Origin of the sequence: Actinomadura verrucosospora (genome assembly GCF_039540335.1) — a bacterium.
Classification (GTDB): domain Bacteria; phylum Actinomycetota; class Actinomycetes; order Streptosporangiales; family Streptosporangiaceae; genus Spirillospora; species Spirillospora verrucosospora.
Window position 1 is genome coordinate 43,120 of the sequence record NZ_BAABEV010000018.1, and the last position, 24,651, is coordinate 67,770.

General features: G+C 72.0%; 28 protein-coding genes, 2 tRNA genes, 1 other RNA gene and 1 pseudogene. 19 read left to right on the plus strand and 13 right to left on the minus strand.

The window, feature by feature from the left end; translation table 11 throughout:
* The first annotated feature begins 237 nt into the window (after window positions 1-237).
* Together ABD944_RS20545 and ABD944_RS20550 are read left to right on the plus strand one after the other, a co-directional pair.
* Window positions 238-903 carry a B3/B4 domain-containing protein gene (locus ABD944_RS20545; RefSeq protein WP_345178786.1) on the plus strand — a complete coding sequence of 222 codons (666 nt, stop codon included), beginning with the start codon at window positions 238-240 and terminating at the stop codon, window positions 901-903.
* On the plus strand, window positions 903-1,775 hold the full coding sequence (locus ABD944_RS20550; protein ID WP_345178788.1) for an EamA family transporter: 873 nt from the start codon (window positions 903-905) through the stop codon (window positions 1,773-1,775). The genes ABD944_RS20545 and ABD944_RS20550 overlap by 1 nt, the downstream gene beginning before the upstream one ends.
* 151 nt (window positions 1,776-1,926) lie before the next feature.
* On the opposite strand, the gene ABD944_RS20555 is transcribed toward ABD944_RS20550, so the two are convergent.
* Complete coding sequence (locus ABD944_RS20555) at window positions 1,927-2,115, minus strand: hypothetical protein (protein ID WP_345178791.1); 189 nt, start codon at window positions 2,113-2,115, stop codon at window positions 1,927-1,929.
* A 453-nt stretch (window positions 2,116-2,568) separates the two neighbouring features.
* Here ABD944_RS20555 and ABD944_RS20560 point away from each other — a divergent pair, with 453 nt between their 5' ends.
* The gene (locus tag ABD944_RS20560; protein ID WP_345178793.1) at window positions 2,569-4,122 is read left to right on the plus strand and encodes a serine/threonine-protein kinase; all 1,554 of its coding nucleotides are present in this window, start codon (window positions 2,569-2,571) and stop codon (window positions 4,120-4,122) included.
* Between the two features lie 134 nt (window positions 4,123-4,256).
* Here ABD944_RS20560 and ABD944_RS20565 read toward each other — a convergent pair.
* The 3 genes from ABD944_RS20565 to ABD944_RS20575 all read right to left on the minus strand — a co-directional run bounded on the left by ABD944_RS20565 (window position 4,257) and on the right by ABD944_RS20575 (window position 5,267).
* A tRNA-Ser gene (locus ABD944_RS20565) sits at window positions 4,257-4,344 on the minus strand.
* Between the two features lie 10 nt (window positions 4,345-4,354).
* Window positions 4,355-4,792 carry a tRNA adenosine(34) deaminase TadA gene (gene tadA / locus ABD944_RS20570; RefSeq protein ID WP_345178986.1) on the minus strand — a complete coding sequence of 146 codons (438 nt, stop codon included), beginning with the start codon at window positions 4,790-4,792 and terminating at the stop codon, window positions 4,355-4,357.
* Between the two features lie 37 nt (window positions 4,793-4,829).
* Entirely contained in the window at window positions 4,830-5,267 is a 438-nt protein-coding gene (locus tag ABD944_RS20575; RefSeq protein WP_345178795.1) for a tRNA adenosine deaminase-associated protein, read from the minus strand.
* A 186-nt stretch (window positions 5,268-5,453) separates the two neighbouring features.
* On the opposite strand from ABD944_RS20575, the gene ABD944_RS20580 reads away from it, so the two are divergent.
* Window positions 5,454-6,773, plus strand: coding sequence for an alkaline phosphatase family protein (locus ABD944_RS20580; protein ID WP_345178797.1), 1,320 nt, complete (start codon window positions 5,454-5,456; stop codon window positions 6,771-6,773).
* Between the two features lie 27 nt (window positions 6,774-6,800).
* Here ABD944_RS20580 and ABD944_RS20585 read toward each other — a convergent pair whose 3' ends face one another.
* Together ABD944_RS20585 and ABD944_RS20590 are read right to left on the minus strand one after the other, a co-directional pair.
* The gene (locus tag ABD944_RS20585) at window positions 6,801-7,286 is read right to left on the minus strand and encodes a tRNA adenosine deaminase-associated protein (RefSeq protein ID WP_345178799.1); all 486 of its coding nucleotides are present in this window, start codon (window positions 7,284-7,286) and stop codon (window positions 6,801-6,803) included.
* A gap of 154 nt (window positions 7,287-7,440) precedes the next feature.
* On the minus strand, window positions 7,441-7,767 hold the full coding sequence (locus ABD944_RS20590) for a hypothetical protein (protein WP_345178801.1): 327 nt from the start codon (window positions 7,765-7,767) through the stop codon (window positions 7,441-7,443).
* Window positions 7,768-7,844: 77 nt separating this feature from the next.
* Here ABD944_RS20590 and upp point away from each other — a divergent pair, with 77 nt between their 5' ends.
* The 7 genes and pseudogenes from upp (at window position 7,845) to ABD944_RS20625 (ending at window position 14,121) form a co-directional block, all read left to right on the plus strand.
* The gene (gene upp, locus ABD944_RS20595; RefSeq protein ID WP_345178803.1) at window positions 7,845-8,483 is read left to right on the plus strand and encodes a uracil phosphoribosyltransferase; all 639 of its coding nucleotides are present in this window, start codon (window positions 7,845-7,847) and stop codon (window positions 8,481-8,483) included.
* A gap of 164 nt (window positions 8,484-8,647) precedes the next feature.
* A complete protein-coding gene (locus ABD944_RS20600) occupies window positions 8,648-8,908 on the plus strand; it encodes a hypothetical protein (protein WP_345178987.1) in 261 nt (86 codons plus the stop codon).
* 102 nt (window positions 8,909-9,010) lie between these two features.
* Window positions 9,011-9,169 carry a hypothetical protein gene (locus ABD944_RS20605; protein WP_345178805.1) on the plus strand — a complete coding sequence of 53 codons (159 nt, stop codon included), beginning with the start codon at window positions 9,011-9,013 and terminating at the stop codon, window positions 9,167-9,169.
* A gap of 6 nt (window positions 9,170-9,175) precedes the next feature.
* A pseudogene (locus ABD944_RS20610) lies at window positions 9,176-9,685 on the plus strand (PH domain-containing protein); the annotation flags it as partial.
* Between the two features lie 656 nt (window positions 9,686-10,341).
* Window positions 10,342-11,784 (plus strand): helix-turn-helix domain-containing protein, encoded by a 1,443-nt coding sequence (locus tag ABD944_RS20615; protein WP_345178807.1) that lies wholly within the window; start codon window positions 10,342-10,344, stop codon window positions 11,782-11,784.
* 222 nt (window positions 11,785-12,006) lie between these two features.
* Complete coding sequence (locus tag ABD944_RS20620; protein WP_345178809.1) at window positions 12,007-12,705, plus strand: FadR/GntR family transcriptional regulator; 699 nt, start codon at window positions 12,007-12,009, stop codon at window positions 12,703-12,705.
* Window positions 12,706-12,867: 162 nt separating this feature from the next.
* A complete protein-coding gene (locus ABD944_RS20625) occupies window positions 12,868-14,121 on the plus strand; it encodes a CynX/NimT family MFS transporter (RefSeq protein WP_345178812.1) in 1,254 nt (417 codons plus the stop codon).
* Here ABD944_RS20625 and ABD944_RS20630 read toward each other — a convergent pair whose 3' ends face one another.
* The 3 genes from ABD944_RS20630 to ABD944_RS20640 form a co-directional block, all read right to left on the minus strand.
* Window positions 14,122-14,430 (minus strand): type II toxin-antitoxin system VapB family antitoxin, encoded by a 309-nt coding sequence (locus tag ABD944_RS20630; RefSeq protein WP_345178813.1) that lies wholly within the window; start codon window positions 14,428-14,430, stop codon window positions 14,122-14,124. It lies immediately after the preceding gene.
* Window positions 14,431-14,570: 140 nt separating this feature from the next.
* Window positions 14,571-14,960: a cytidine/deoxycytidylate deaminase family protein gene (locus ABD944_RS20635; RefSeq protein ID WP_345178814.1), complete on the minus strand. Its 390-nt coding sequence runs from the start codon at window positions 14,958-14,960 to the stop codon at window positions 14,571-14,573.
* Between the two features lie 221 nt (window positions 14,961-15,181).
* Window positions 15,182-16,126, minus strand: a complete 945-nt coding sequence (locus ABD944_RS20640) for an NADP-dependent oxidoreductase (RefSeq protein ID WP_345178816.1) — start codon at window positions 16,124-16,126, stop codon at window positions 15,182-15,184.
* Between the two features lie 117 nt (window positions 16,127-16,243).
* Between ABD944_RS20640 and ABD944_RS20645 the strand changes: the two genes are divergently transcribed.
* A complete protein-coding gene (locus tag ABD944_RS20645) occupies window positions 16,244-16,741 on the plus strand; it encodes a MarR family winged helix-turn-helix transcriptional regulator (RefSeq protein ID WP_345178818.1) in 498 nt (165 codons plus the stop codon).
* Between the two features lie 20 nt (window positions 16,742-16,761).
* Here ABD944_RS20645 and ABD944_RS20650 read toward each other — a convergent pair whose 3' ends face one another.
* Window positions 16,762-17,700: an SMP-30/gluconolactonase/LRE family protein gene (locus ABD944_RS20650; RefSeq protein ID WP_345178819.1), complete on the minus strand. Its 939-nt coding sequence runs from the start codon at window positions 17,698-17,700 to the stop codon at window positions 16,762-16,764.
* A 76-nt stretch (window positions 17,701-17,776) separates the two neighbouring features.
* Here ABD944_RS20650 and ABD944_RS20655 point away from each other — a divergent pair, with 76 nt between their 5' ends.
* Together ABD944_RS20655 and ABD944_RS20660 are read left to right on the plus strand one after the other, a co-directional pair.
* Complete coding sequence (locus ABD944_RS20655) at window positions 17,777-18,229, plus strand: Lrp/AsnC family transcriptional regulator (protein ID WP_345178822.1); 453 nt, start codon at window positions 17,777-17,779, stop codon at window positions 18,227-18,229.
* 192 nt (window positions 18,230-18,421) lie between these two features.
* Window positions 18,422-19,315, plus strand: a complete 894-nt coding sequence (locus ABD944_RS20660) for a hypothetical protein (protein WP_345178825.1) — start codon at window positions 18,422-18,424, stop codon at window positions 19,313-19,315.
* Between the two features lie 79 nt (window positions 19,316-19,394).
* On the opposite strand, the gene ABD944_RS20665 is transcribed toward ABD944_RS20660, so the two are convergent.
* Together ABD944_RS20665 and ABD944_RS20670 are read right to left on the minus strand one after the other, a co-directional pair.
* Window positions 19,395-19,479 (minus strand) — tRNA-Ser (locus ABD944_RS20665).
* Between the two features lie 10 nt (window positions 19,480-19,489).
* On the minus strand, window positions 19,490-19,834 hold the full coding sequence (locus ABD944_RS20670; protein WP_345178828.1) for a DUF952 domain-containing protein: 345 nt from the start codon (window positions 19,832-19,834) through the stop codon (window positions 19,490-19,492).
* Window positions 19,835-19,893: 59 nt separating this feature from the next.
* Between ABD944_RS20670 and ffs the strand changes: the two genes are divergently transcribed.
* From ffs to ABD944_RS20695, 5 genes are all read left to right on the plus strand, one after another.
* Window positions 19,894-19,989, plus strand: an RNA gene (gene ffs, locus ABD944_RS20675) — signal recognition particle sRNA small type.
* Window positions 19,990-20,074: 85 nt separating this feature from the next.
* On the plus strand, window positions 20,075-22,474 hold the full coding sequence (locus ABD944_RS20680; protein ID WP_345178830.1) for a DNA polymerase III subunit gamma and tau: 2,400 nt from the start codon (window positions 20,075-20,077) through the stop codon (window positions 22,472-22,474).
* A gap of 187 nt (window positions 22,475-22,661) precedes the next feature.
* Complete coding sequence (locus ABD944_RS20685; RefSeq protein ID WP_345178832.1) at window positions 22,662-23,030, plus strand: YbaB/EbfC family nucleoid-associated protein; 369 nt, start codon at window positions 22,662-22,664, stop codon at window positions 23,028-23,030.
* Window positions 23,031-23,072: 42 nt separating this feature from the next.
* A complete protein-coding gene (gene recR / locus ABD944_RS20690; RefSeq protein WP_345178833.1) occupies window positions 23,073-23,672 on the plus strand; it encodes a recombination mediator RecR in 600 nt (199 codons plus the stop codon).
* Window positions 23,665-24,222: a DUF5063 domain-containing protein gene (locus ABD944_RS20695; protein ID WP_345178836.1), complete on the plus strand. Its 558-nt coding sequence runs from the start codon at window positions 23,665-23,667 to the stop codon at window positions 24,220-24,222. The genes recR and ABD944_RS20695 overlap by 8 nt, the downstream gene beginning before the upstream one ends.
* Before the next feature lie 34 nt (window positions 24,223-24,256).
* Here the strand turns inward: ABD944_RS20695 and ABD944_RS20700 are convergent, their stop codons facing one another.
* The gene (locus tag ABD944_RS20700; protein ID WP_345178838.1) at window positions 24,257-24,559 is read right to left on the minus strand and encodes a hypothetical protein; all 303 of its coding nucleotides are present in this window, start codon (window positions 24,557-24,559) and stop codon (window positions 24,257-24,259) included.
* Between the last annotated feature and the right edge of the window lie 92 nt (window positions 24,560-24,651).

Here is a 24,651-nt window from a genome sequence, read left to right on the forward strand (position 1 = left end):
CCCGCACGCGCGGGGCACGCCGACGTCGCGTGCCCCAACGTCGGCCACGTGGAGGACGGCCCCGAGTGCCGCTGAGACGCGTCGACCGCACCTTCAGCGCTGGCGGTGAACTCCCTCCTCCAGGTCGGCGGCCGGGACTGGAAGCGGGCGGCCGGACGTTGCTTCACTTTGGATCCTCCGCCACGGTCGGTATGATGATATGTCGATGTCATTAAAGTGACCGTGCGGAGGATGGGGATGCTGGAGCGAATCGTGGTGGACGAGGCCGTGCGGGAGCTGCGTCCCGACTTCGCCGTGCTCGTCATGACCGCCGAGGGGCTGGAGAACGGGCCGAGCGACGAGACCGGCGAGGGATGGCTGGCCGAGGCGGCGAAGGCGGCGGACCCGGACGACCCGCACGTCGAGGCGTGGCGCGAGGCCTACCGCGCGTTCGGGGCCAAGCCGCAGCGGACCCGGCCCTCGGTGGACGCGCTGCTGCGCCGGGCCGACGCGCTCCCCTCCATCAACAGGGTCGTGGACGCCTACAACGCGGTGAGCGTCGAGTACGCGCTGCCCATCGGCGGCGAGGACCTGGACGCCTACCGGGGACCGGCGCGGCTGGTCAGGGCCACCGGCGACGAGCCGTTCGACGTGGTCGCGGGCGGTGAGCCCGCGGTCGAGCACCCGAACCCCGGCGAGGTCGTCTGGCGGGACGACCAGGGCGTCACCTGCCGGCGCTGGAACTGGCGCCAGTGCGTCCGGACGCGGCTGACGGAGACCACGAAGAACGGCCTTTTCCTCCTCGAACGCCTGGAGCCGTACCCCCTCGACCGGCTGGCCGAGGCCGGCGACCGGCTCGCGGAGCGGCTGCGGACGATCTCGCCCGGCGTGCGGATCGAGACCAGGCTGATCGGCGGGCGTTGATGGTCACGGTTCTCGCCCTGGCCGCCGCCCTCGCCTACGGGGTCGCCGACTTCCTCGGCGGGACCGTGACCCGTGGATCCACCGCGATCAGAGCGCTGACCTGGTGCGTTCCGATCGGGCTGGCGGTCGTGCTGGTGTCGGCGCTGCTCACCGGCGGTGACGTGAGCCCCGGGCCGATGGCCTGGGGGTTCGTGGCCGGCCTCTGCGGCGGCGGCGGGCTGATCGCTTTCTACCGGGCCCTCGCGCGGGGCCCGATGAGCGTGGTGGCGCCGGTGTCGGCGCTGGCCGCGGCCGTGATCCCGGTGGCCGTGGGCGTCGCCCAGGGCGAGCGGCTGGACGCGTCCGTCCTGCTCGGCGTCCTGCTCTGCCTCGTCGCGATCGGCCTGGTCAGCATGGAGGCCGGCGACGGACCGGCGGCTGAGGGGGCCGGACGGCGGCGTCTCCTGGACTCGGGCCCGGTGATGGCCGCTCTGTCCGGCAGCTGCTTCGGCGTCTTCTTCGTCCTGCTGAAGGAGGCGGGGGACGGCACCGGGCTCTGGCCGATCGTCGGCGCCCGCCTCGGCAATCTCGCCATCGTCGCGGTCGCGCTGCTGTTCCTGGCGGCCCGCGGCGGCAACGCGGGCCCGAGGCTGTCCGGCCGGAAGCTGATCATCCTGGCGCTGCTGTCCGGGAGCCTGGACGCGGGGGCGAACGTGCTGTACTTCCTCGCGGTCCACCACGGCATGCTCAGCCTCGCGGCCGTCCTCACGTCCCTCTACCCGGCGATCACCGTCCTGCTGGCGAGAGTCGCCTACAGCGAGCGCCTGCGGGCCGTCCAGCGCGTCGGCATGGCCGTCGCCGTGGCGGGCGTGGCCCTCGTCACGGTCGGCTGACGGCTGCTCAGGAGCGCCGAGCCCTTCCCAGGAGCTGCGACATCGCAGTTCCTGCCGAACCGGCCTCGGACTGCGGCCGGAGACCGAAGAGTGGAGGCCCGGCAGATCTGCCGGGCCCCAGACTGGGCGACAGCCGGCGCGTGCGCGCCGACTACCGCTGCTCCTCGTCGACGGTCGTGTCCGTCGTGTGCCGGGCGGCATCCGAGCCGGTCCGCCCGTCGCGGTCACCGGTCGAGACGCGGCTGCGGCCGCTGGCCTCGGTCTCGATCCCGTAGACGGTGGGGTTGGCGGGGTCGTCGAAGCGGTCGACGTTCGAGATCCCGAAAACGAGTTCGCGCATGGCAGTTTCACCTGTGTTTCTTGTCTGTTCGTCTCGTCCGGTCGATGTCCGGACGAGCCAGCCGTGTGGTTCGGCTGTAGATGACTGTGCGGCTACGGCGGAAGAACGCAAGCACGGGCGGCGGCGGGCCTCGAAAGGCGCCAGGCGCGCGAGCGAGGCGTGTCCATCCCCGTCTCATGCTCAGACAGAGCAAGGCGCGGGATTATTGCCGACCGGCCTCGCCCCTGAGGAGTGGCGTGTTCCGGACGCGTTCGAGGGCGTTATTCATGAACTCGTTCGCGTGCATCTCGTCAACGGCCGCCACGGCTGGAAGCCGCCCGGTTCCGCCGTTATGAGGACACCGGAGTCCGTCGAATTCCTGGAAAGATGCGGCGGTCTAGATGATCTCTGGAAAAGGGGGCGTCCGGCGGTGTATGCATGGTCTGACGTTCTTGGACGGTCAGGGGAGGGGCAGTGCGTGCCGGGCTGAGACTGGCGGACAGGTACCGGCTCGACTCCCTGCTGGGACGCGGCGGGATGGGCGAGGTGTGGCGCGGCCTGGACGAGCGGCTCGGCCGCCCGGTCGCGGTCAAGCTCCTCACGGCGCCGGCGGGGGCGGACGCCCGACTGGTCAGCCGGTTCCGCCGGGAGGCGGAGATCATGGCCCGGCTCCGCCATCCGGGAATCGTCGTCGTCCATGACGCCGGCGAGGACGAGCAGCTGCTCTTCCTGGTGATGGAGCTCCTCGACGGGGAGGATCTGTCCGCGCTGCTGAAGCGCCACCCGCAGGGCCTGCCGGTCGACCGGGCGAGGCGGCTGACGGCGGAGATCGCCGACGCGCTGCACGCGGCTCACCAGCAGGGGGTGGTGCACCGCGACGTCAAGCCCGCCAACGTGATGGTCCGCCCCGGTGACCGGGTGACCGTCATGGACTTCGGAATCGCCCGATACGCCGACCAGGTCACGGAGCTGACCGGCAGCGCGATCCTCGGGACGCCCGCCTACATGGCGCCGGAACAGTTCGAGAAGGCGCACGAGCCAACGCGGCAGACGGATCTGTACGCGCTGGGCGGGTTGCTGTTCGCGCTGCTCACCGGCCGGACGCCGTTCGACGGGGACAGCCTGCGCGCATTGATCCGTGAGATCGTTCTCACCGATCCGCCGAGGCCGCGTGGGGTGCGTCCGGACGTCCCCGAAGATCTCGACGAACTCGCGCACGCGCTGCTGGCCAAGGATCCGCGTGACCGGCCGCCGGACGCCCGCACCGTCGCCGAGCGGCTCCGGGCCGTTCCCGCGCCCCAGCCGGCGGCGAGACCGTCAGTGCCGGGGCAGGCCTCGTTCCAGGATCAGGCGCCGGTACCGGGGCCGGTGCTCCCCCCGCCTTCGCCTCCGCCCCCGGGCCTGGGGACGGGGCCGACGGTGGAGGCCCCGCCGGTGCCGGCGTCCGCGACGGTCGTCGGGGAGCAGGAATCGTCGACCTCTCTGAGGGGCGTGCTCCTGACGGCGGCCGGGATCCTCGCCGTGATCACGGGCGGCGGGTTCCTGCTGCAGAACCCCATGGGGCTCTGGGTGGACGACGGAAAGTTCTCCACGCTCCCCGCGTGCGGTCGTCTCCCGACGCCCAGTGTTCCGGACGCGGAGGTCTCTCTGACGAAAAGTCCGCAGGGCACCAAGGATTCGGCGAAGTGCACCTGGTCGGTCCTGCCCAAGGACTTCGCTGACAGGGGCAGCATCTCCCTTGAGTTCAAGCGCTACGGCAAGAAGAACTGGGAGTCGGGAGCCGACAACGCGCACGCGGCGTTGGTGAGAGAGAGTGGGGGGATGAACACCCTCTCCGGAGTAGGGGACGAGGGGAATCACATAGATCCGCCGTCCTACTTGGATGAGCCGCAGGTGATGTTCCGCGTGGACAATCTCACCGCTGACATCAGCATGAACGACCGCGAAGAGCAGGACGTCACTGAGAAGAACGAAGTCGCCTATGCCAGAAAACTCGCGGCGGCCCTTCTCAAGGAATCCGCACGCTGACCGGGGCGAGACCCCAGTGCACCAGACGCCTCGAAACGGGCGGCTCGACCAGCGTGCGGCGGGCTGGAAAGCGTCGAGGGCGGGACCGTTGGTCCCGCCCTCTGTGCGTCTGGCCAGGTGGACGGCCATCCGGGTGGCGGTGGTGGTGGGATTCGAACCCACGGAAGCTTGCACTTCACACGCTTTCGAGGCGTGCGCCCTCGTCCACTAGGCGACACCACCGCGGGAGAGCCTACCCGACTCTGCGGCGCGCGAAGAACTCGATTAGCGGGGCGGCGCACTCGTCGGCCATCACCTCGGCGATCACCTCGGGGCGATGGTTGAGGCGCCGGTCGCGGACGACGTCCCACAGCGACCCGACCGCGCCCGCCTTCGGGTCGACCGCGCCGTAGACGACGCGGTCCAGCCGGGCCTGGACGGACGCGCCCGCGCACATCGTGCACGGCTCCAGCGTCACCACGAGCGTGCAGCCGGACAGCCGCCACTCGCCGAGGACCGCCGCGGCCCGCCGCATCGCGACGATCTCCGCGTGGCCGGTCGGGTCGGCGGTCCGCTCGCGCTCGTTGCGGCCCGTTCCGATGATCTCGCCGGTCGCGTCGAGGACGACGGCGCCGACGGGGATCTCGCCGTCCGCGGCCGCCTCGCGGGCCGCGTCGAGGGCCCGGAGCATCGCCGGCCGGAACGTCGCGACGACCGGATCGCGCGCGTCAGTCACGGAGGCGGTCGAACTCCTCGCCGAATCCGGCCTGCTCGGCGACGGCGAGGAGCGCGTCGCCGGGCAGGGCGCGCTCGCCGAGCTCGCCGAGCCGCCCGGCGTCGACCCCGAGGTCCTCCAGCAGGGCCGCGTCGCCCGCGGCGTCGCCGTCCGGCACCTCGCCGACGAGTTGCTGGAACAGCGAGGCGAGCCCGTCCCCGCGGACGGCGGAGATGTAGGGGCGCGGCTCGTCGTCGCGGTCGAGCCGGACGATCGCGAACCAGTCGTCGTCCTGCTCGACCAGCAGCACGACCGGGTCGCCGTAGGACTCGACGGCGGCCTCCCGCATCAGGTCGGCGACGTCGTCGACGTTCTCCGCCTCGTCGAGCACGGCCTCGGCTCCGACCCAGCCCTGGGGGGTCTGCGCGAACACGGCGGCGAAGTAGGACACGTGCTCATTGTGACCCACGCCGTCTGCCCGGTCACACCCCCCTTGCGCGGGAATCGGCGCCCGGCTGCCCGGAAGCGGTTGCGAATAAACTTCGCGTTTTTGTCCGGTGACGGACGTCCGGCGTCCTTCCCTCGGTTCACGCGAGTCCGCATACTGCTCAGCGATCGCCATCCCGGGAGGAGTGCCATGGGTGCGGACGAACTGACCAGGCGCGGGTTCCTGGCGGGGACGGCGGGCGCCGCGGCGATCATCGCGGCGGGCACCGCCTCCGGATCGTCGGCCCAGGCCCACGCGGCGGAACTGGCCGCCGCCCGGCGCGCCCCCGTCGCCGACCTCCCCGATCCGGAGGAGTCCGGCATCGACCACATCGTCGTGGTGATGATGGAGAACCGGTCCTTCGACCACTACATGGGCTGGCTGCCCGGCGCCGACGGCCGCCAGGCCGGGCTCACCTTCACCGACGCCGGCGGCAACGAGCACGACACCCACCACCTGAAGGTGCCGTGGGGGTGCGGCTTCAACGACCCCGACCACTCCTACCAGGGCGGACGGACCGAGTACAACGGCGGCCGGTGCGACGGATGGCTGCGCGCCGGCGACAACGACGTGTTCTCCATCGGCTACTACGAGGCTCCCGACCTCGGCTTCCACGGCCGCGCCGCCCTCGACTGGACGGTCTGCGACCGCTACTTCCCGGCGATCATGTCGTCCACCTTCCCCAACCGGATCTTCCAGCACGCCGGGCAGACCGACCGGATCTCCAACTCGCTGACGATCTCGGAGACCACCACGATCTGGGACCGGCTGAAGGCCAGGGGGATCTCCTGCCGGTACTACTTCAGCGACGTGCCGTTCACCGCGCTGTGGGGCCTGCGGCACCTCGACATCAGCCGGAACATCGCCGAGTTCCGCGCCGACGCCCGCGACGGCCGGCTGCCCGCGGTCAGCTTCGTCGAGCCGGGCTTCCTCGGCGAGCTGTTCCTGCCCGGCATGTCCGAGGACGAGCACCCGCTCGCCGACATCCGCTTCGGCCAGGCGTTCCTCAACGAGGTCTACACGGCGCTCGTCACCTCGCCGAGCTGGCCCCGGACCCTGTTCATCATCAACTACGACGAGTGGGGCGGGTTCTTCGACCACGTCCCGCCGCCGGAGGGGCCCGACCCGCGGCCCGACCTCGGCACCGGCCTGCGCGGCTTCCGCGTCCCCTGCCTGCTGATCTCCCCGCGGGCGCGGCGCGGGGCCGTCGCGCACGAGGTGTACGACCACACGTCCGTCCTGAAGGCGATCGAGTGGCGCTGGGGCCTGGAGCCGCTGACCGTGCGGGACGCCGCGGCCCGCAACATCGCCGAGGTCCTGAACTTCGCCGACCCGCCCGACACGCGCGCCCCCCGCTACGACGCCAAGCGCCCGATCAGCCTCGGCTGCCTCGACCCGCAGCACAGCCACACCGGCGACGACTGGGCGGGTCTCAGCGCCTACGCACGGCGCAGCGGCTTCCCGGGCTGACCCTCGGGCAGTGCGGCGGCGGCCGGGTCAGGGGACGGCGTCGAGGGCGCGTTCGAAGGCCGGGGCGAAACCGATGCGGCCGGCGATGCTGAGGAGCATCTCGTCCGGGTAGAGCTCCAGGTCGCCGGAGATCGCGCCGAGCTCCATCTCGTCCAGCCCGAGGTCGGCGAAGATCGACATGTCGCCGACCGGGAGGACCTGGTCGAGCTCCTCCTCGTCCGGGATCGGGATGTCGAGGTAGTCCAGGACCTGGCCGGCGAGCGGCCAGTCGACCGACGCCGTCACGTCCGACAGGAACACCATGACCTCGTCGCCGAGCAGGCGGATGGCGACGAAGAAGTCGTCGCCGACCGACACCAGCCCGACCGTGCCGCCGAGGCTCGGCTGCTGGCGCAGGGCATGGATCAGCCCCGCGAGGTCCTCGGTCAGCGCGACCGGAAGGATCTCCGCCTCCCAGCCCTCGTCTTCCCGGTACACCACCACGGCGAAGTCCGTCGCGTCCACATCCGTCATTTCCACCCCACCGGCACGTCTCCTGCCAGGGCATGGTCGCAGATGCGGCGCGCACTCGCGTGCCCCACCACCAAACTCGCCGCCGCACCCGGAGATGAGGCCGGGAGCCTGCGCCGATCACGGTGCCCGGCGGCATGAACCTAACCGATCTGGATCAATTGATGCGGAACGTGCGCCGGCGAAGTGCCGCGTGGATCCGCGCGCGGCGCGACCGGTGCGGCGTCACACGGCGGCGCAGCTCGCGGGCCTCGGCGAGTTCGCGCAGGAAGACCGCCCTGCGGCGCAGGTGCTCGCGCACCTGCTCGGGGGAGATGTCGCCCTGGGGCCCGGGGCGCCGCGCGGCGTCCTCGGCTGTGACTTCGGTCACCGCGGGGTCGCCGGACGGGGGATGGCCGTCGGGGGCCGAGGCGCGAGCGGGCGGATCGGGCGCGGATTCCCGGGCCCGCGAGCCGCTCGGCTGCTGATCGCTCTCGCTGTTCATACCGCCATCCTGCCCAGCTCAGCGGCGACCTATCCTGGCGCCCCGAACCGCCCGGCGGGGTGGGCTACCGTGAGCGCATGCAGACCCTCGCCGTCGACCACCCGCTCGTCGCGCACAAGCTCACGACCCTGCGGGACGTCCGCACCGACTCCCCGACGTTCCGCCGCCTGGCCGACGAACTGGTCACCCTGCTCGCCTACGAGGCGACCCGCGACGTCAGGGTCGCCGAGGCCACCGTGCAGACGCCGCTCGTCCCGGCGCAGGGCGTCCAGCTCGCGAGCCCGAAGCCGCTCGTCGTGCCGATCCTGCGCGCGGGCCTCGGGATGCTGGACGGGATGACGCGGCTGCTGCCCACCGCCGAGGTCGGCTTCCTCGGGATGATCCGGGACGAGGGGACCCTCCAGGCCCAGACCTACGCGTCGCGGCTGCCGGACGACCTGTCCGGGCGGCAGTGCTACGTCCTCGACCCCATGCTCGCGACCGGCGGGACGCTGGCCGCCGCCATCCGGCTGCTGTTCGAGCGCGGCGCCGACGACGTCACGGCGCTCTGCCTCCTCGCCGCGCCCGAGGGGCTGAAGTACCTGGAGCAGGCCTTCTCCGACATCTCGGCGCCCATCAAGGTGGTCACGGCCGCGATCGACTCCCACCTCAACGAGCAGGGCTTCATCATGCCCGGCCTCGGCGACGCGGGGGACCGGCTCTACGGCGTCGTCTGATCCCTCCGGCAGGGGCCGGTTTCCCCGACTGACCTGCGATGTTCGTTCCCGACGGCAGGGGGTACCACAACCTCTACGGAACGCGAGCGCGCGTTCCCCTCCGCCGTCCCGGCACAGGGGACCGTCACGGACCGGGCGGCGCGAGCGAGCTTCGGGGACACATGATGGCTCACCCAGGGGATGGCGACCTTCCGCGCTACATCGAGATCGGTGAACGGCTCACCGAGGAGTTCCGCGACACCCACAGCGCCGACACGGTGGAACGGTGCGTGGCCGCCGCGCGCCACGGCGCCGAGGAGGTGACCGGATCGGCTCCGTCCGACCTCGTGGAGCGGATCGCGCGCCGGCATCTGGAGGTGCTGGCGACCGTCGCGGCCGAGAAGCGCCGCAAGGCGCGCCGCTCCTCGCTGGACAACGCACCCTGACCCCGCGGGCGGGCGCCGCGCGCCGTCGCGCTGCTTTGCCGCCCGTGTGGGCTGTGCGAAACTGCTACCGGGGTCCGTGGGTCTACGCTCCGGGAGGCAGTCGTGCCGGCCAAGAAGTACCTCACGTGGGCCGCTGCGGCTTTCGTGGCGTTCTATGTCATCACGCAACCGAACGGCGCGGCCCGGACGGTGGACACCGCCGCAACGGGCATCTCCTCCGCCGCCGACTCCATCGCCACCTTCGTCAACTCGCTCGCCTGAGGCCGCATGAGACTCGTCACTCCCGGCGACTCCGCGCCGGCGTCCGTCAACAAGTACCTGCTCCCCCACGAGAACCAGGTGATCACGGTACGGCGCCACCCGGCCGTGCTGATGGTCCCGGTCGGGCTCCTGCTCGGCGGCCTCATCCTCGCGGGCCTGCTGAGCCAGACGCTCGCCGAGAGCGGCGGCGCGGTGTTCAGCTGGGTCTGGTGGGGCTGGCTGATCCTTCTCGCCTGGTTCGTCTGGCGGGTGGCGGAGTGGTCCGTCGACTACTTCGTCATCACCAACCAGCGGATGCTGCTCACCACCGGCCTCATCACCCGCAAGGTCGCGATGATGCCGCTGGCCAAGGTCACCGACATGAGCTTCAAGCGGACGATCGCGGGCCGCATGCTCGGCTACGGGGAGTTCGTGCTGGAGTCCGCCGGCCAGGACCAGGCCCTCACGAACGTGGACTTCCTCCCGTACCCCGAGCAGCTCTACCTCGAGGTCTGCGAGATGATCTTCCCGAACAAGAACCCGGCGCCGGAGGAGGCGCTCCCTCCGCCCCCGCCGCCGCGCCGTCCCCGCGTGCCGGATGACGCGCCCGACCCCGACGCGCAGGACGCACCCACCGCCACGCTGCCGAAGGGCGACGACCCCGACGGGGAGGTCTAGCCCCGCGACGCGGTCGATGCGAGAAGCCGGGCACGGCCGTGCCCGGCTTTTCCGTTGCCGCAGGGGGCCCTGCGAGGTCCTCGCGGCGATCTGAGACGATGCAGGTCGGCCCGGCCCCCCTCACCGGCCGCACCGCCGGACGCAGGACGCGGCGGTCCGCGGAACGCGCGGTCCGGCACCGCCCTTACCGGCCGATCCCGCTGGGAGCGGTCCCAACCACGCGGAAACGCGGGCAGGTCGTCCGGTACTGGCCGGAATGCGCGAGAGGCTGATCAATATCGGCGGTCTCTGCGATCTTCCCGGGACGGTCGGATACCGTCGGCGAATGACAGACGTCGCGATCGACGGGAGGGCCCGCCGGCGCGAACCGGCGAATCTCGCCGAGGCGCCGTGCGCGCGGGCCTTCCGGCCGGTCTCTTCTCCTGTCGCTTCCTTGCTCTCGATGTGTGATAACCCGCAATGTGCAATCATGTCGGCACCCCAGCCGCCTGTTTACTTCCGCTAAGTGAGTCCACATGCCGGGTCCAGGCAACGTCGGCGAACGTGTCCGCAACCTGCGGCTGACCAGACGCTTGTCGCAGGCACAGCTCGCCGGTCACGACCTTTCCGACAGTTACATCTCTTTGATCGAGTCGGGCAAGCGCACGCCGACGCCGACCGTCCTGCGCATGCTGGCCGAGCGCCTCGGCTGCACCCCCGAGTACCTCGCCGAGGGCGTCGAGCCGGAGCAGCGCGCCCATCTCGAGGTGCGGGAGCGGCACGCTCATCTGGCGCTGCTGCGCGGCGACCCCGCGACGGCCGAGGCCGGGTTCGACGAGGTGATCGCCCGCAGCGACGACCCGGACCTCACGGGCCGCGCCCGGCTGGGCCGCGCCCGCGCCCTGGAGGAGCTGGGCCGCACGGACCGCGCGATCGAGCTGTTCGAGGAGCTGCGCGAGCAGGCCGAACGCGACCCGGGCCGGGCGAGCTGGCTGCCCCCGGTGATCGCGCTGGCCCGGTCGTACCACACCGTCGGCGACCTGGGGCAGGCCGTGGCGCTGGGCGAGCGGGCCCTCGAACGGCTGGAGCGGCTCGGTCTCCACGCCGGCCACGAGTACACCGAGGCCGGACGCATCCTGCTGCTCGCCTATGTGGATCGCTCCGATCCCGTCCGCGCCCACGAGCTCGGGCGGCGCCTCCTGCACCCCGACGGGTCCGGGGACGCCGAGCCGCTGAGCGTCCACTACCAGCGGGCCAGCATGCGCGCGCTGGACGAGGGGGCGGTGGGCGACTCCCTGTACTTCGCCGACCAGGCCCTCGCCGCGCGCACGGACGCGACTCCGACGCAGGCGCACGCGCGCCTCGCCCTCGCCGGGGCCAAGGCGCTGCTCAGAGGGGTCAGGCCGTTCTCCGCCGCGGCCCCGCCCGCCCCGGAGCCCTCCGCTGAGTACGGGTTCGAGCGCCCGCGTCAGGAAGGAACCTGCGAAGCGGCCCGGGAGGCGCTCGCCCTCCTCCAGCACGCGACCGGCCTGGACGACGCCGAAAGCACCGAGAGCACCATCGCCAAGGCCCGTGCGCTCGTCCTCGTCGGCGACCTGGACGAGGCGATCGCCGCGCTCGAACAGTTCCTCGACACCGGCATGGCCCTCTCCGCCCCCACGAGCGGACGCACCATGGCGCCTCAACCCGCCGACGACCTGGGAGTTCGCACCCAGAAGACCGTCCTGGCCCGGCTGGTCCTGGCCCGCGCGCGGGTGGCCCAGGGAAACACGACGGCCGCCCAGGTCGTCCTTCGCGCCGCCTCAGAACAACTGGCGACCCTTCCCGAGGGGCGTCCGGCGGCGCACCTCTACAGGGAACTCGGCGAACTCTACGAACTCATCGAGTCTCCCGAGAACGCCGCCACCGCCTACCGCCAGGCCCTTGAGGCGGCCGGCCTGTCGGTCTTCAACCGCGTCCCCCTGAGCGCTCCCCACTAGAGCGCTCGCCCACAGGAAGGCGAGGCGGCCGCGACAGCGCGTGCCGCCTCGCCTTCCTGCCGGTGTGCGTCATCACATTCGTTCGCACAACTGCGTGTTGACCTGCGGATTCGAGTCTTCCCGCCGGGCAGCGCGACCCGTACGGCGGTGAAGCGGAATAGATCAGGGGGCGCGGGTGTCGTACTCTTCAGACATGGGATGACTGGTTGACTGGAGGTTCGGGTGACTCTGCGGACGGCACGGCGGTCCTCGCTGGTCGACCAGGTGATCGACCAGCTCAGGGGCGAGATCACCGGTGGCGGCTGGCCGGTGGGCGCCAAGATCCCGCCGGAGCCGGTGCTGTCGGAGACGCTCGGGGTCGGGCGCAACACCGTCCGTGAGGCGGTGCGGGCGCTGACCCACGCGGGGCTCCTGGAGAGCCGCCAGGGCGACGGGACGTACGTGCGCGCCACGAGCGAGCTGTCCGGGGCCGTCCGGCGGCGCCTGGAGACCGCGGAACTCGTTGAGATCCTCGAGGTCCGGCGGGGGTTCGAGGTGGAGGCGGCCAGGCTCGCCGCCACCCGGCGCACCGACGCCGACATCGCCGCCATCGCGGTCGCGCTCGCGCGCCGGGACGCGGCCTGGGCGGCGGGCGAGCACTCGGCGTTCGTCGAGGCGGACCTCGAATTCCACACCGCCGTCGTCGAGGCCACCCACAACCGCGTCCTGACGGACCTGTACCGCGACTTCAGCGCGGCGCTCCGGGCCAGCATCGGCGCGGCCGGGAGCCTGCTCGAACACGCCGACGTCCCGCACGGCCCCATCGCGGCCGCCATCGAGGCGGGAGACGCCGACGCCGCCACTCGGGCGACCCACGCGTGTCTCGACCAGATCCTCGCCTCGACCGTCCCGCCGTCCGGGACGGCCCCGCAGGAGACCTAGCGCGGGAGCGCAGGCCCGCACCATGACCGGGAGCGAGACCCGCTCCCCATGGGCGGCCGTCGCGGTGCCCCGCAAGTGGCAGGACACGGGCACCGGAACGCAGCAGAACCGAGCTCGACGCAGCAGACCCTGCGATCGAAGCGACCGAACAACGAAGGTGACATGAACAGCTCCACGACTCCAGGTTCCCGGGCCGCGGCCGTCTGGTCGCTCGTCGGCCTGGTCCTGCTGACGATCAACCTGCGTGCCGCGATCACGGGGATCTCACCTGTGCTCGGCGACCTCCGGGACGCGTTCGGGCTGTCGGGCGCGGAGACCGGCGTCCTCACCACGCTGCCGGTGCTGTGCCTGGGCGTGTTCGCGGCCGTCGCGCCGGTCGTCGCGCGCCGGTTCGGCACCGAGACCGCGATCGCCGGCTCCCTCGTCATGATCACGGCGGGGATCGTGCTGCGGGTGGTGCAGTCCCCGGTCTCGCTCTACGTTGGAACGGTCCTGGCCGGGGCGGGGATCGCGATGGGCAACGTCCTCATGCCGGCCGTGATCAAGCGCGCGTTCCCGTCCCGCCTGGGCTCGCTGACCGGTCTCGCGATGATGCTGATGGCGGCCAGCGGCGCGGTCGCCGCCGGTCTCGCGGTGCCGCTGGAGGCGGCGGGCGGCTGGCGGCTCGCGCTCGCCGTCTGGGCCGTCCCGTCGCTGGTCGCCGCGCTCGTGTGGGGGCCGCTCGCCCTGCGCGGCCGCCGCGCCCCGACGCCTCCGGTCACCGCCCCGCGCGCCGGAGGATCGCTGCTGCGCTCCCCGACCGCCTGGGCCGTCGCCGCGTTCATGGGCTTGGCGTCGCTGATGTTCTACGTGCTGCTGTCGTGGCTGCCGGAGATCATGCGCGACGCCGGCCACCCGGCCGCCACCGCCGGGATGATGGTCTCCACCATGATGATCGTCGGGATCCCGCTGGGCTTCCTGGTGCCGGTGTTCGCCGCCCGCCTGCGCGACCAGCGCCCCCTCGTCGTCGCCGTCGCGGCCACGATGGTCGTCGGCCTGGTCGGGCTGCTGCTCGCCCCGTCCGCCGGGTGGACGTGGGTCGTGATCCTCGGCATCGGCACCGGCAGCGCGTTCCCGCTGGCCTTCACGCTGCTCAGCCTCCGCTCGCCGAACCCGTCGACGGCCGCGGGCCTGTCGGGGATGGCGCAGACGGGCGGCTACCTGCTCGCCGCGGCCGGACCGCTCGCGGTCGGCATCCTGCACGACGCCACGGGCGGCTGGAACGTGCCAGTGGCCCTGCTGCTCGTCCTGGTGGTCCCGGAGGTCGTGGTGGGGCTGCTGGCCGCGCGGCCCGGGTTCGTCCACCCGGCACGGCCGGCGGCGCCGCTGGTCGAGCCGAAGGCCCTCCCGGCGCCGGAGCCCGCCCGCAGCCGCTGATCAGGACATGTCGACGGCGTCGAGGTCGAGGACGCGCGCGTGCAGGACGAGCCGCTGGTGCAGCGCCGCCCGGAGCGCGCGGTGCAGGCCGTCCTCCAGGTAGAGCTCGCCGTGCCACTGGACCACGTGGGGGAACAGGTCGCCGTAGAAGGTGGAGTCCTTCGACAGCAGCGACTGGAGATCCATCTCCCGCTTGGTGCTGACGAGCTGGTCGAGGCGGACCTGGCGAGGAGGGATCTTGGCCCAGTCCCGGGACGAGAGACCGTGCTCTGGATAGGGCCTTCCTTCACCCACCGCCTTGAAGATCACCCTTCGAGTCTAAGGGCTCGCCCGTGCGCGGAGAAGGCGCGCAACAACTTGCGTCACTCCGCTTTCCAGATTCGGTAAACCAGTTACCGCCCAGCTCAGCCCGCCCGTGACTTAGCACCGGGCGGGCGGGCCGGAGCCGATCACGCCTGGTGCTCCGACCAGATGTAGGCGCCGGGAAGCAGATCCGCCACGGGAACGGCGCGCAGATCGCCGTCCCTGCCGACGATGACGCGGATGGACGGGAAGTAGTCGAGAAGGACCTGCCGGCACCGCCCGCAGGGAGACATCACCCCGCGGTCGCCGCTCCCCACGGCGACGACCGTGTCCAGGTGGTGGGCGCCCTGGGCGGCGGCCGCACCGATCACGGCCAGCTCCGCGCACGGCCCGCCCGTGAAGTGGTGGACGTTCATCGCCGTGACGATCCGCCCGTCCCCCGCGCGAGCGGCGGCCGCCACCGTGTGCTCGTCCCCCTTGCTGTTGTCGGCGGCAACGCGCCCGGCCACCTCGACGAGTTCGTAGTCGACCGTCATGTCCTTCTCCCAGCGTCCAGAGATCTTCGAGTACCGCGCGCCGCTCAGTCGTCCACGCGGGCGAGCGGTTCGCGGGTCCAGCCGCCGAAGCCCAGGCGTTCGTACAGCCGTACCGGCGAGTCGACGTCGTCCGCGGTCGCCGCCGTGATGCCGATGTCCATGATCACAGTTTATTCACCGCGATCTTCGCGAGCCGGACGCGCGGCCGCCTTCCGGGCGGGTCAGGCGCCGGCCGGCACGACGACGACCTTGCCGGGGAGGGTCCCCGCGGCGGCCCGGGCGTGGACCGACGCCAGGTCCGCCAGCGGGACGCGCTCGGCGACGTCGACGGTCAGCGCGCCGCGGTCCACCCGCGCCACGAGTTCCGCCAGTTGCCCGGCGTCGCTGCGGACGTAGACGTCGACGGCCCGCACGCCGCGCCGCTCGTCGGCCGGGGCGGGCATCCACACGGTGGTGCCGACCACCACGCCGCCGTCGCGGACCAGGCCGGCCAGCGCCGCGAACTCCTCGGGGTCGATCGGCGCGAGGTTGAGCAGGACGTCGACCGGCTCGGTCACCGCGGCGCTCACCCGGGTGGCGGTGTGGTCGATGACCTCGTCGGCGCCCGCCGCCCTGACGTGCTCGGCGCTGCGGGGGCTGGCGGTGGCGATCACGTGGGCGCCGGCCGCCTTGGCCAGCTGCACCGCGTAGCCGCCCACGGCTCCGCCGGCGCCGCTGACCAGGATCCGCTGCCCGGCCTTCAGGCCGGCGTGGTCGAAGAGCGCCTGCCACGCGGTGAGACCGACCAGCGGCAGCGCGGCCGCGTCGGCGAGCGGGATGCTCGCCGGAGCCGGCGCGAGGACCTCGGCGGGCGCGAGGACGTACTCCGCCGAGGCGCCGTCGTCGACGAACGGCAGGAAGCCGACGACCCGGTCGCCGATCTCCAGGCCGTTCACGCCCTCACCGAGCGCGTCGACCGTTCCGGCGACGTCCAGCCCGGGGATGTGCGGCAGGGTCAGGGGCATCGGGCCCTGCATGAACCCCGCGCGGATGTTGCCGTCGACGCCGTTGAACGTCGTCGCGGCGACGCGGACCCGCACCTGCCCGGCGCCCGGCACCGGCTGGTCGACGTCCTCATAGCGCAGGACGTCGGGCTCTCCGTACTCGTGGAATCGCACTGCCTTCATCGTGGTGCCTCACTTCCGCCAAGAGTGCTTCGAATCCGAAGCACTTGCCCACACGGTAGCAGTGCTTCGAATCTGAAGCAAGTGCTTTGAAATTGAAGCAGATGGTAGGGTTTCGGCATGTCTGAGACACCGCCGTCCCTGGACGCCGTCCAGCTGGGTGCGTACTTCGCCCTCATGGAGGTGGCGGGCCTGCTCCGGCACGCGGTCGAGCAGCAGCTGCGGGAGGCCGGCGACCTCAGCTACGTGCAGTTCCAGCTCCTGGCGCGCCTCGGGCTCGACTCGCCGAGCGGCAGTGAGCGCATGACCGACCTGGCCGACGGCGTCGTCTACAGCCGCAGCGGACTGACCTATCAGGCCGGCCTGCTCGAGAAGGCGGGGCTGGTCAGGCGCACGCGCTCCGCGGACGACGACCGGGGCGTCACGGTCACGATCACCGACGTGGGGCGGGAGCTGCTCGCCAAGGTGCTCCCCGGCCACGTCGAGGTCCTGAGCCGGCAGCTCTTCCAGCCGCTGTCGCGCGAGGACGCCCAGGCTCTGGCCGACCTGCTGTCGCCGGTGCGCGACCACATGCGCGCCGCGCCGCCCCGTTCGGCGGCGCCCCGCCGCCGGCGGTAGCACGCCGGCGGCCGAGCGGATCAGTTCTCGATCACCTGGGGCGTTCTCGGCAGGCCCGTCACCGATGTCACCACCGAGTACAGGCCGGTCGTCGCGGTGATGAACAGGCGGTTGTTCTTGGGGCCGCCGAAAGTGATGTTGGAGACGGGCTCGGGGACGCGGATGCGCCCGATGAGCGTGGCGTCCGGTGCGTAGCAGTGCACGCCGTCCTCCAGGGCCGCCGCCCACAGCCGCCCGTCCCGGTCGAAACGGATGTTGTCGAACCTGGCGGCGCCGTCGCGGGCCTCGGCGAAGACATCGCCATCCGAGAGCGTGCCATCGTCGCGGACGTCGAAGACGCGGATGTGCGCGGCCCGGGTGTCGGACACGAAAAGGCGGCGCTCGTCCAGGGAGAACACGAGGCCGTTCGGCCCGCCGAAGCCGTCGGCGACCAGGCGGACCTCGCCGGTCGCCGGATCGGCCCGGTAGACGTTGCAAGCCCCGATCTCGCTCTCGGCGCGGTGCCCCTCGTAGTCGCTGGCGATGCCGAAGTCGGGGTCGGAGAACCAGACCGACCCGTCGGAGCGCACGACCGCGTCGTTCGGGCTGTTGAGGCGCCTGCCCTCGTAGCGGTCGGCGATGACGGTGACGGCGCCGTCCGGCTCGGTCCTGGTGACCCTGCGCCCGCCCTGCTCGCAGGTGATCAACCGGCCCTGCCCGTCGAGGGTGTTGCCGTTGCTGTGGCCGGCCGGCGCGCGGAACGTCGAGACCGCGCCGGTGGCCTCGTCCCAGCGGAGCATGCGGTCGTTGGGGATGTCGCTCCAGATGAGCTGCCGCCACGCGGGCAGGTAGAGGGGGCCCTCCGCCCAGCGGTCGTCGGAGTGCAGGCGTTCGAGGTGCTGGTCGCCGTGGCAGCAACGTCCGGTGCGGAAGCGCTCGTCCAGAATCTCATATACCCCGTCGGCCGCTTCCCTGGGCATGGTTTCCCCTCATAGTGTTCTGACTGAATATTGTTCAGAGCAACTTCGGGATGATCGTACGCGATACAGTCATCCTGTGAGGAACGTGGATGACATCGATCGTCAGCTGCTGGAACTCCTCCAGCAGGACGCCACCCGGTCCTACACGGCGCTCGGCACGGCGGTCGGCCTGTCGGCCGGGGCCGTCCACGAGCGGGTCCGGAAGATGCGCGAGCGGGGCGTCATCCGGCGGACCAGCGTGGACGTGGAGCCGGCCGCGCTCGGGCAGGGCGTGCTGGCCTTCGCCCTGATCGACTCCTCGGTCTGGATGGGCGACCGCGCCGCCGAGTTCGCCGCCATCCCGGAGGTTCAGGAGGCCCACGTCGTCGCGGGCAGCGCGTCCGTGCTCGTCAAGGTGCGGACGTCGACGACCGCGCGGCTCCAGGACGTCCTGCGGCGGCTGTACGACATCCAGGGCGTCAGCGGGACGAAGGCGACGGTCGTCCTGGAGACGTTCTTCGAACGCCCGATCTCCCCGATGGGCCAGTGACCCCGCCCCGCCGGGAACAAGGCTCGGAACCGTCGTGATCGTCTTTTCGTCCGAACCGGCATGACCGAAATCGATCCGTCGGCCGTTCCGGATTCGCCCGACGCCTGGCGTGCCCTCGCCACCGACTGGGCCGAGACCTCAGGCGTCCGCACGCGGCGGTACACGGACCTCATGCAAGGAGCGGCGGCTCATGTGGGTGCCGCCCCTCAGGAGCCGCACACCCTGGCGTGGACGCTGGGCGTCCTCACGCTGGCCGCCCGCCTGGATGGAATGGCTCTGCTCGATGCGTCGCCGGTCGTGGCCGCCATGACCACGGCGGCCGAACGGCTGGACGGCGCGCCCTGCGACCACGCCGACCACCCGTATCTGACGGACTTCGACGCCGAGAATCTCACCTGGAGGTTCCGGCCGGAGGAGACGGCGCTGCGGGTGGTGGGCGCCGGACCGCCCCTGGACGACCCCGGCCGGTGGAACTGCCCGCGCAATGTCGCCGGGTTCGCGCGGGCGGCGGCCGAGGCCGTCTTCCCCGGAGCATTCGACGACGTCCCCGTCCAGGCCCCCGCGAGTGTCGGGCGGGGGCTGGAGTACCTCTCCGACGTCATCTATGACCACCCCTACGGCGACCCGTACGAGACCCTCGTCGACGAGGCCCGTGCCCTGCTGGAGGCCGCGCGCGAGGACACGCCCGAACTGCCCGGCCTGGTGGTCGCCAACTGCGCGCTGCTTCCCTACGCCGTCTCCGAGCGGGTCGAGTCCGTCGAGGTCCTGGACGAGATCATCACCGCCCTCGAAGCGGCGGTGCGACGCTGCGACGACGCCCCGGCGTGCGACCACGCCGCCCATCCGGACCTCGACGACTTCGAGGACTACCGCAGAGACGCCGAACTGATGCTCACCCCCGGAGGCCGGCGCGCTTACCGATGGCGGCAGCGATCGCTGGGCGGTCTCCCGCTGGAGGCCTGGACCTGCCGCCACCACTTCGGGATCGAGGCCGAGGTCGCGCTGGACGAGTTGCGCGAAGCCCGTGCGGAGGCGGCCGCCGAAGCCGGGCAGGCCGGCGAAGAGGCTGAGGAGCCTCGGCCGTAGCGAGGCGACTGCGGCCTAGAAGCACCGAAGGGCGGCACCTGTGGGTGCCGCCCTTCGTCATGTTCTGCCGCTAAGCGAGCGGAGGATACGAGATTCGAACTCGTGAGGGCGTGAACCCAACACGCTTTCCAAGCGTGCGCCCTAGGCCACTAGGCGAATCCTCCACGCGGAAGCCTACCGGTTCTCGGGCAGTGACCTGACATCAATAACGGCGTCGACCGGGATCGGTCCGTAGACGTGGGGGAACAGCTCGTCCCCGGCGGGCTCGTGGCGGACGGGCGCGTCGAGGCGGGAGACGTCGATGACCAGCAGAACCAGGGCGTCGCGAGGGACGTCACCGTAGAAGCGGCCCAGCACGCCGTCCACCTGGGCGAGGTCGGACGAGCAGTGGATGAAGCCCTCCTCGTCCAGGGTCCGGCCCAGGGTGGACATGGTGTACGCCACGCCGGTGCTCCGGGCGGATTCCCAGTGGGTTCGTTCGGCGATGTGCAGGAGCGTGTCCTGGGAAGAGGCGGGCATGGGCGGAGACTACGCTGGAATGCGTGGCCATCCGGGGCCGGGGATGCCATAGACTTTGGGCAGACCCCTCGCACGGCGTCACCCTGTGAACCTCCCCAGGGCCGGAAGGCAGCAAGGATAAGCAGGCTCTGGCGGGTGTGCGGGGGGTCCCTTGGTTTGACGGCGACCGGCCCGCGACGGCCGGTCCACGGCGACACGGCGCTTCTGACGCTCTGCTTCTCGAGGGAGGGCGGACCCCCGATGAGTCTGGCTCTGTACCGCAAGTACCGGCCAGCGACGTTCGCCGAGCTGAAGGGGCAGGAACACGTCGCCGAGCCTCTCCAGCAGGCGCTGCGCAACGGCCGGATCAACCACGCGTACCTGTTCAGCGGTCCGCGCGGCTGCGGCAAGACGTCCAGCGCCCGGATCCTCGCCCGCTCGCTGAACTGCGAGGAGGGGCCGACCCCCGACCCGTGCGGCAAGTGCGACTCGTGCGTCGCGCTCGGACCGTCCGGGACCGGGCACATCGACGTGATCGAGATCGACGCCGCCTCCCACGGCGGAGTCGACGATGCCCGCGACCTGCGGGAACGGGCCTTCTTCGCCCCGGTCGCGGCGCGCTTCAAGGTGTACATCATCGACGAGGCGCACATGGTCACCCGCGAGGGCTTCAACGCGCTGCTGAAGCTCGTCGAGGAGCCGCCGCCGCACCTGAAGTTCGTGTTCGCGACGACCGAGCCGGAGAAGGTCATCGGGACGATCCGGTCCCGGACCCACCACTACCCGTTCCGGCTGATCCCGCCGGGCGTCCTCCAGGACCTCGTCGAGGAGATCCTCAAGAGCGAGGACGTCCCGTACGAGGCGTCCGCGCTGCCGCTGGCCGTCCGGGCCGGCGCCGGCTCCGCGCGCGACACGCTGTCGATCCTCGACCAGCTCCTCGCCGGATCGGACGAGAAGGGCATCACGTACGCGCGGGCCGTGTCGCTGCTCGGCTACACCGACTCCGCGCTGCTGGACGAGGTCGTCGCGGCCTTCGCCTCCCGGGACGGCGCCGCCGTGTTCGCCGCGATCGACCGCGTGATCGAGAGCGGCCAGGACCCGCGCCGCTTCACCGCCGACCTGCTGGAGCGCCTCCGCGACCTGGTGATCCTGTCGAACGTCCCGGAGGCCGCGGGCTCGGGGCTGCTGAACTTCCCGCCGGACGAGCTGGAGCGCATGCGGCGCCAGGCGTCCTCGATGGGGCCCGGGGAGCTGACGCGTGCCGCCGACCTGCTGCACACCGGGCTCACGGAGATGCGGGGCGCCACGTCCCCGCGGCTGCTGCTGGAACTGATCTGCGCCCGGATCCTGCTGCCGGCCGCGTACGAGGACGAGGCGTCCATGTTCGCGCGCCTCGACCGTCTGGAACGCCAGGCCGGCCAGGGCGGCTTCGGCGGTGGCCAGGGCGGCTTCGGCGGCGGGCAGGGCGGTGACCCTCTGGCGCAGGCCTTCGCGTCCGCGGCGCCGTCGGCGGCCCCCGCCCCGGGCGGCGCGGGGCAGGGTGGTGCCGCGCAGGGTGGTCCCGCGCAGGGTGGTTCCGCGCAGGGTGGTTCCGCGCAGGAAACGCCGGGCCAGCCAGGTCAGTCAGGTCAGTCTGGGCCGCAAGGACACTCGGGGCCGCAAGGACAGCAAGGACAGCAAGGACAGCCGGGGGGGACGTCTTCTCGCGACGGGGGTTCTCAAACTCCCGGAACCCAGTCCCCTCCCTCCCGGGGGGCCGACCCCACTTCCAGTGTCAACCCCGCCCCCGGTACGGCACACGCAGAATCCGGTTCTGTGGATAACCGTGCAGCCGCCCCGGCCACGGCCGCTCCGAACACGGCCGCCCCGACCACAGCTGCTCCAGCTACGCCAGCCCCAGCCACCCCGGCCCCAGGCACCCCGCCCGCGGCCGTCTCGGCTACGACTAGCCCGGCTGCGGCGGCTCAGTCTTCGGCCGCGCCGGCCGCCGCGCGGCCCGCGTCCAGCGCACCGCCCGCACCCTCCGGCGCACCACCGGCGCCCGCCGCGTCGAGCGCAGGTGGCGGAGGGGCGGACTTCTCCACCATCCAGCGGCTCTGGCCGGACGTCGTCGAGGCCGTCAAGCAGAAGAGCCGCGCCACCTGGATGGTCATCATGTCCGGGGTGCAGCCGGTCTCGCTCGAGGGCAGGATCCTCACCCTCGGCTTCGACGCGGAGGGACGCCGCCTCGGCTTCGTCAACGGCGGCCGCGACGCCGTCCTGCGCGAGGTCTTCAAGGAGCGGATGGGCGTCGACTGGCGGATCGAGACGGTCGTGGGCGGATCGCCCGGCGGCGGGTCCCCACCGGGGGGGAGGCCGGGCCCTAGCGCGGGGTTCGGTGGGGCGGCCACACCGAACCCGGCACCGCAGCCGCGGCCGCCCGCCCAACCGTCCGCGCGCCCGTCCGCGCCGAGCGCCGACCGGCGCCCGGAGCCGCCGCCTCCGCCGCCGGACGAGCCCCCGCCGCCGCCCGAACCCTCTCCCGTGGACGAGAGCGACGAGGTCGACCCGGAGGGCGACGCCGACGCCGACGGCACCGAGGCGGAGATGAGCGGGATGGCCCTCATCCAGCGCGAACTCGGCGGCCAGATCATCCGCGAGATCGACAACTCGGCTTCCTGAGCCCAGCGTGCCGAGCCCGGCGGCAGGGCCGGGAGGCGGCCGAATCCCGGATCTGCTTCCGAAATGGCGCGCTGGGGTCCTCGCGTACCGAAACGGCCTGGGAACCCGTAGTCTCGTGGGACGGACGTCCGGTGGCTGGCGGAGCGCCAGAGAGAAGGCCCTCGGGGGCCGGAAGAGGGAGTGCACCGTGGAACCCGGTGGTCAGCTGAACATGCAGGAACTCCTGCAGCAGGCGCAGGCCATGCAGGAGCAGCTCTTCAACGCCCAGCGCGAACTCGCGGAGACCGAGGTGACGGGGACCGCCGGCGGCGGGCTCGTGACCGCGACGGTCAACGGGCAGGGCGAGGTCACGGGCCTGGCGATCGACCCGAAGGCGATCGACGTCGACGACCCGGCCGACACGGCGGAGACGGTCGCCGACCTGGTGCTGGCCGCGATCCGCGACGCCGCCCGCGAGGCGCAGGAGCTCCAGCAGGAGAAGATGGGCCCGCTCGCCCAGGGGCTCGGCGGCGGCGGGGGCATCCCCGGCGGTTTCCCCGGCCTCGGCGGCGCCTGAACCGGGGCGCGGGCAGAAGACGACCAGTAAAGGAGGGGTCCGTTGTACGAAGGGGTGGTCCAGAACCTCATCGACGAGCTGGGCAGGCTGCCCGGCGTCGGCCCCAAGAGCGCGCAGCGGATCGCCTTCCACCTCCTCGCAGCCGATCCGGCCGACGTGGAGCGCCTCGGCAAGGCGCTCAAGGAGGTCAAGGACAAGGTCCGCTTCTGCAAAACCTGCGGGAACGTCGCGGAGGAAGAGGAATGCCGGATCTGCCGTGACGCGCGCCGCGACCCCCACGTCATCTGCGTGGTGGAGGAGTCCAAGGACGTCGTCGCGATCGAGAAGACCCGCGAGTTCCGGGGCCGCTACCACGTGCTCGGCGGCGCGATCAGCCCGATCGAGGGGGTCGGGCCGGACGACCTGCGCATCCGCGAGCTGATGCAGCGGCTCGCGGACGGGACGGTGACCGAGCTGATCCTCGCGACCGACCCCAACCTGGAGGGCGAGGCGACCGCGACCTACCTCGCCCGGCTGGTCAAGCCCATGGACATCACCGTCACCCGACTGGCCAGCGGCCTTCCGGTGGGTGGCGACCTCGAGTACGCCGACGAGGTCACGCTGGGCCGCGCATTCGAAGGACGGAGGCTGCTCGATGTCTGACACCAACAGCCCGCAGGACTGGAACGCCCTCGCCGAACGCGTCGCGTGCCACGTCGACAACTACCTGGACGGCCTGGAGGCGGTGGCCCGCGGCGACGGCGGGACGCACACCATCCCGCTGCTCCTGCTGGAGGTGTCGCAGGTCATCCTGGCGGGCGCGCAGCTCGGTGCCAGCGCCGACGTGATCCTCCCGGACAACTGGGAGCCCGAGGTGGGCGACGACCCCGACCTCGACTCGATCCGGCAGGGCCTGGCCGAGCGCCTCCAGGCGATGGACGAGTACGTCGAGGTCTTCGACCCCTACAAGGACACCGAGCCGACCTCCTACCGGCTGTCGGACGACCTTGTGGACGTCGCCAGCGACCTCGTCCACGGGCTCCGCCACTACAACCAGGACCGGCCCCTGGAGGCCCTCTGGTGGTGGCAGTACTCGTACTTCAACCACTGGGGCAACCACGCCGGCGCCGCCCTGCGAGCCCTGCACGCCTTCGTCGCCAACGCCCGCCTGAGCGTCGCCACGGAAGCGGCCACGGAAGCCGCCCCCGCCTGATCTGACCGGGTCCCGCCCGACCCGACCGGCTCGCCTAGCCGGACGCGGCGGGGCCGGTTCGCGCGCCGAGCGCCCACGCGATCAGCTCGGCCGCCTTCTCGACGTCCGAGCCGATCTGGCCGCTGCCTCCGGACCGCCAGGCGAACTGTTCGAGGTCGTCGTCCCAGGCGACCCGGGCCTCCTGCCCCCGGTAGGAGACGTGCAGCAGTCCGCCGCCGCCGTCCGGCCGCGCCGCCGCCACCTGCGGGGCCTTCCGGCGCAGCGCGGCGTAGAGGGACGGCAGGGGTCCCCGGCGAACCTTCGGCAACTCGTCCAATCCGCCCATCAGCTCTCCCATCGACTCCTTCACCGCCGCCCCGCACCGCACCGCATTGCCCCGAGCCGCGGTACGAGCACGACGGATCCCTGGTGGACGAGATGGCCCCGGCA